This window comes from Pseudoalteromonas sp. Z1A6, assembly GCF_011378745.1.
In the GTDB taxonomy this organism is placed as follows: domain Bacteria; phylum Pseudomonadota; class Gammaproteobacteria; order Enterobacterales; family Alteromonadaceae; genus Pseudoalteromonas; species Pseudoalteromonas arctica.
This window is the reverse complement of sequence record NZ_WTKW01000252.1, coordinates 1-6293: the sequence shown is the minus strand read 5'-3', so window position 1 is coordinate 6293 and position 6293 is coordinate 1. Positions and strand designations below refer to the sequence as shown.

At 36.8% G+C, this 6293-nt stretch carries 3 protein-coding genes; all 3 read left to right on the top strand.

Annotation, left to right across the window (positions count from 1 at the left end; translation table 11 throughout):
• Positions 1-224 precede the first annotated feature (224 nt).
• Positions 225-1463: an AAA family ATPase gene (locus GQR46_RS14600; RefSeq protein ID WP_007583176.1), complete on the top strand. Its 1239-nt coding sequence runs from the start codon at positions 225-227 to the stop codon at positions 1461-1463.
• Positions 1464-1478: 15 nt separating this feature from the next.
• Positions 1479-2441, top strand: coding sequence for a transcriptional regulator (locus GQR46_RS14595; RefSeq protein ID WP_165727943.1), 963 nt, complete (start codon positions 1479-1481; stop codon positions 2439-2441).
• Between the two features lie 426 nt (positions 2442-2867).
• A complete protein-coding gene (locus tag GQR46_RS14590; protein WP_010552907.1) occupies positions 2868-6014 on the top strand; it encodes a DEAD/DEAH box helicase in 3147 nt (1048 codons plus the stop codon).
• Positions 6015-6293: the final 279 nt, after the last annotated feature.

Here is a 6293-nt window from a genome sequence, read left to right as displayed (position 1 = left end):
CATTATTCATATAAATCATAATGTTATGTGCTAATTTTACACCCTTAACCTTTATTACCTTATATATTTAACCACCTTTAAACTTCTTTATTTATACTAAGCAATATTAAAGGTGTAAAAATATTTTTAGATGTCTTGTTTTTGAAATGCATGTCGTCTTAAATAGTTGTTTACAGCTATTTGAATGGACATTATACTAACTGCCTAACTTTGAGGAAGAAAGTATGTCTATCAACAATAACGCATTAAGTACCTATCGGCTTTTGAAAGCCACAGCTGAAGTTGCTGAAAAATCATTAGAAGGACGTATTCAGCACTACCGTGCCCATCTTAAATCAGAAGAAAAAGAATTAAGAACGTATACACAAAAAGCAGCTGCTGATTTATTAGGTTGTAATAATCGTACTTTAAAAAGACGTCATGATAATGGCGACTTCGATGATTTAAACATAAAACGCGGTGCTAACGGTCACTATGCTTACACATTAGTAAATATTTTTGCTATGGCCGATATTATGGACATTAAACCAGATCATCGTACTGGTGATGACAAACTGCAAGTTATTGTAATTAATTCTCTCAAAGGCGGCTGCGGTAAAACTACCAGTATGGTTAATATAGCGGCAGCGCTTGCAACTACAAATATTAAACGTTATCGCATTGGTATTATAGATTTAGACCCACAAGGCTCTTCTTCAAGCTTTTTTCCTTCAAGTGAGCACGACCCGATTACTGTTGGTGATTTAATGCGTGATTGCATAGATTTAGACGAGGGTGAAACATGGCCTGAATTTGTGTCTAACTCATTTTTACCAACGCATATCCCAAATATTCGTGTATTACCATCGGGTATGGATGACTTTTACTTTGAGCACGAAACGGCAACATTGCTCAAAGATACCTCAAATTATGAGCAAACTCGCCATTACCACAAGTTACTTGAGAAAGTAATTGATCCCGTTAAAGACGAGTTTGATATTATCTTAATTGACACAGCACCTACCCTTAACTTCATGTTTTATAATGCATTAATGGCCTCTACGGCGATGCTTATTCCTGTTCATCCGGAAGCTGTAGATTTTGATGCTAATAACAAATATTTAAAACGACTAGGTGAGATTTACCATACAGTTGCAGCACTTGGCCATGAGGGCTGGGACTTTATGCAATTTTTAGTGACCAACTATGTGAAAGGTAATCACTCACAGCGCGATATCGTCAAAGATGTTCGTAGTGCATTTGGTCGCCAAGTAATGAGCTACCCAATCAATCACAGCTCCGCGATTACCGCTAGTTCATCGTCTTTCAACACTATTTTTGATCAAAAAGCATCAGACAGCTTAGCAAGTCGTGAGTCATTAATGCGCGCTCAAGAAAATATTAAAGATGTGGTCGATGAGCTAGAAATGCTTATTCGTTCAAATTGGCAGTCAACTCAATCAACACTCAATACCCCTAAGTAAGGATGTTAAATAAAAATGGCTAAAAAACGTAAAAATGACACCCGCTTAGATCCATTTGCAACTGCTGTAGGCAGCAGTAGTCTTGATGCATTACTAGAACAAGCCAATGCTGGCGATGTAATTAGAATGCCTGCACCGAGTGACCCCGCTCGTCAAATTACGCTTGTTTGTAAAGTGATCGCACATGCTGATATTGAATCTACCACTGGTGTATATGGCAAAAATCGTCGTGTACAGGCACTTCTAAACGAAAAGTCAGTATCAGACATTCTTCCTGCAATTCGTGAGGATGGTCGAAATCAACATCCTGCCCTACTTTGGGATCAAGGTGACAAAAGTTTAGTTCTGGCAGGTTCACGTCGTCGTATGGCCTGTATTTTAGGTAACGCAGATTATTTAGTACTTAGTTCAAGCGATTTTACTGATCAAGATGCAAAAATTTTAGCGGTATCTTCAGATCAATACATTGCTCCTAGTTTATGGGAGCTTGGCCAAGCATACCAACAAACTAAAAATGAGCTTATTGAGCAAGGTAAAAAAGGATCTTACAGAGAGATTGCCGCGGTAGAAGGTGTATCGCATACTGCAATTGCAGATGCAATTAAAGCTTATGAGCAAATTCCTGCTGATGTCATTGCGCTTTACCCTACTGCTAATCACGTAGGTCGCGAAGTCGCTAAAAAGCTTGTTAGCGCAAAGGAGCGAGACGAAGAGGCGTTTAATCAACTTGTTAGTGCCCTTGCTAGTGATGAAGAGTTAAATGCGATTACAAGCGACGACAAGCGTGCAATGGCGATCACTAGATGCCTAACTTCAGAGCCACAAGTAGCTGTTAAGCGCGAAGCTGTACTAGAAAATAACTTCATATCGGTACAACGCAATTTAAAAAGCGGTGATGTCTCTATCAAAATTGATAATAAAGTAATGACAGACAAGCGCTTAGAGCAATTAACTAAGTTATTAAGTGCCTTTAATTAGTTAGTTAAATAATGATCTGTCAGGCATATTTACTTAGTTAAATAGTGATCTGGCAGATTGTTTTGTTAGTAAAAATCTGATCTTTACTAGCCTATTTCCTCTTTAAATAATCATATTCCTTCTTCAAGATCACTTTTTTACTAACTAATCTCCTCTTTTTAGCTACATTCCTTCATTTATTATTATTGTTAGTAAAATCGTGATCTGTAATGCCTACTTTTATGTTTCTAACTATATGTAACTTCTACCATTGCAGTTGTTTTAAATATTATTTTGTAAAATTGGATGCTTATTTTTACTTACAAACCGATTTTTTACTAAGTTATCAGCTCCAACCAGTTTATATCTTGTTAATAGTGCTTTAGCTCAGAGCACATAAGGCATATACTGGCAGGATTATTTTTAAAATTTAATGCTTAGAGTGACATGTCTGCTAACTTATCAAAAAATGATTTAATGGCTATTTTTGAAGAAATTAAAAATGAGCAGGCTACCCAGTTTCCTCTGTCTGAACGCTTTATCAAAAAACTTTTCCGTGAAAATGTTTTAGATAAAGGCAAAGAATATTACAAGAAAGGTCAAATCACTTGGCTAGAACACACCCCTAATTTTTCTGTAGTCGACTCTACTGTACAAGTGGATAATGGATCATCGTTTAACCAACGTATTGAGATCAGTAAAGTACCAACTGGCTATTCTGTTGATACGCATTGTACGTGTAATGCAAAAACTAAATGCCGACACTTAGCTGCTATTTTATTTAAGCTCAAAATAGAGCACTCTGGTGAATATGGCGAAGATTATTTTATTAATGACTGGTTTAGCGAATTAAGCGCACTTAAAAGTGGTGATCAAAACACGCCATCGCAAGTATTATTATTTGTATTAGATATTGAAAATAACAAAGTATTCTTAACACCTAAAATAGCGAATGTTGAGACTAAAAAGAATTACACGCTAGGTCGAAACCTGACTGAGCAGCAGTTAAATAGTTTTGTAACGCCGAGTGACTTACTCGAAAGTGATTTTAGATTATTTAGTTGGATACGCTCACAAAATGCAGTGGGAAGTATTGAGCTAAAAGGCCAGTGGGGTTTTAGTGCCTTACAACAGTTGATAGCTACAGAACGCCTGTTTTTCCAGCGTTCTCGAGTACCAATTAAAGCGCAATCTGGCCAAGCATTAAGTTTTAGTTGGGAGCAAGATAAAGATCTCTCACAATTAGTTATTAAGCTTGAGCAAACACAAAACTGGGCTTTATTAAAAACAACACCACCTACTTACCTCGATTTAGATCATTTAAAAGCGGGCCGTCTTCGCACCCCATTGAGTGCAGACGAAATAGCACATTTACAAACTATGCCTGCTTTGCATGACGCTAATTTTGATAGAATATACAAGCAGCTTGCCGATAACTTTGGTGCAGGTGTAATACCCCACCCTACTAATTTACAGCCAACATTGCCTAAAATCTCTAGTAATGCTGTTTTAAAAGTAACTATGGGCGATCAAGGTTTATCTCTTTCGTTGTTATTTAAGTATAAAAATAAAAACTATTTAGCAGGTGCAGCACCTGCAAGTACGATTAATAGTGCATTTGAAAATACTGTAACTAACGAACTAATTAACTTAGGATTTGAATTTTGTAAAGGGGGTTTACAAAGTGAACTGGTATTTACAAAGCAGTCTTCAATCCATTTGCATTGGCTAATATACGAAGTATTCCCTGGCTTTAAGCAACGTGGTTGGCAAGTAAGTGTAAGTAAAGTAACGAGTCCTAATCCGCAGTGTGAAGTTAGTTTACATGTACACCGCGCAGCAGGGCATCAAATGCACTGCAAAGTATTGCTATGTGATGCTAAAGCATCGCTGTTGTTTACTAATACTGACCCGCTATATCAGTCATTAAATCGCCAAAGTGAACTATTTTACTACTATCCGCTTGGTCGTGAATTTGGGGTTATCAATAAGTCAGCAATTAACTTATTAAATGAATTTAAAGAGCGTTTTGAATTTGTAAAAACACGAGACGAATTTAATATTCCGCTTTCGTATTTACCTGAATTAGTAAAGCACACTGCTATAAACGTAGAGCTTCACGACGACTCATTAGAGCTATACTTACAAGAGCTAAATAGTCCCGATAAAGCAATTACTAAGGTTTCATTACATGGCTTAAATGACTCAGTAACACTTCGTGAGTACCAACAGCAAGGTGTTGACTGGCTTAGCTTTTTAAAACGTCACCAATTAGGTGGTATTTTAGCTGATGACATGGGCCTGGGTAAAACCTTGCAAGTTATTGCATTTTTAGCCAGTACATTTAACCGCCCGCAAGCAGGCCCTACACTTATAGTGTGTCCAACTAGTTTGGTGAGTAACTGGAAAAACGAAATTATTAAGTTTGCTAAAAGCTTAAAAGTCACCACTATTTTTGGTTCAAATCGTAACGATCCTTTACAGCACTTAGCGCAAGCGCAGTGTATACTTACTACATATCCACTTTTAAAGCGTGATATTGCATATTATTCGCCATTATATTTTGAAAATATAATCCTCGACGAAGCACAATACATTAAAAACGATACCGCACAGGTTTCGCGATTAGTTAAACGCTTAAATGCCGACTTTAAACTTTGTTTAAGTGGTACTCCAATCGAGAATAATTTACTTGAGCTTAAATCGTTACTCGATTTTGCTATGCCATCGTTACTTGGGTCTCAAGCCCACTTTAAGCAGCACTTTCAAACGCCTATTGAGCGTGAAGCTGATATGGAGAGAGCTGAGCAGTTAAAAGCGTTAATTATGCCTTTTATAATGCGCCGCACTAAAGCACAAGTAGCGCAAGAGCTGCCTGAAAAAACAGAGCTAACTAAAGAGTTTGAGTTTGAGCCTAAGCAAAAAGAAATGTATCAAGGTATTACACGTTCATTAGAAGAGAAGCTAATAGACTTATTTGCCGAACAAGGCGCACAAAAAAGTAAACTTGCATTTTTAGAGGCACTTTTAAAGTTAAGGCAAATTTGTTGCCACCCTAAATTAATAGATCCAGACACTCAAGCAGGCTCCGCTAAGCTTGAATGGTTAACAACACACTTACCGCTTATGTTAAGTCTCGGTCGTAAAATTATTATATTTAGTCAGTTCACATCGGCGCTCGATTTAATAGCCCAACGCCTTGAAGAAATAAACATTAACTTTAGTATGCTCACGGGGCAAACGCGCCACCGAGATAAAGTAATCGACGAGTTTACCAGTGGTAAAACATCGGTATTTTTAATTAGCTTAAAAGCCGGCGGTACAGGCCTTAACCTTACACAAGCCGATACAGTTATTCACTTTGATCCATGGTGGAACCCTGCTGTAGAAAAGCAAGCGACTGATAGAGCTTACCGTATTGGCCAAACTAACCCTGTATTTGTGTATAAGCTCATAATGAGTAATTCAATAGAGCAAAAAGTATTTAAAATGCAACAAGACAAACAAGCCCTTGTAGATGCGTTATTTACCGATAAATCAATGAGCTTTACAAAGTTTGATGAACAACAAATGTTATCGCTAATTAAAAACTAAATTGATTTAAAAAGTTTTGATCTTTTTATGAACTTAATTAAAAAGCGGACGTCTACTATTATGCTTTTTGGTTAATTGCAGTTAGCACAAGCATCATGTTGATTCCCCATTTAGTTACTAATTTTAGTAATGATTAAGCCAGCCCATTTTGAGTTGGCTTTTTTTATGCCTAAAATTTAGCGTTCGGCACTTATTTTAAAGTTTTTACTTTTTTATGAACTTAATTAAAAAACGGACGTCTACTATTATGCTTGTTGATTAATTGCAGTTAATACAAGT

What these genes read in the sequence shown, in the direction of transcription:
- GQR46_RS14590 (WP_010552907.1), top strand. Translation starts at nt 2,868, where the DNA reads ATGTCTGCTAACTTATCAAAAAATGATTTAATGGCTATTTTTGAAGAA.
- GQR46_RS14595 (WP_165727943.1), top strand. Translation starts at nt 1,479, where the DNA reads ATGGCTAAAAAACGTAAAAATGACACCCGCTTAGATCCATTTGCAACT.
- GQR46_RS14600 (WP_007583176.1), top strand. Translation starts at nt 225, where the DNA reads ATGTCTATCAACAATAACGCATTAAGTACCTATCGGCTTTTGAAAGCC.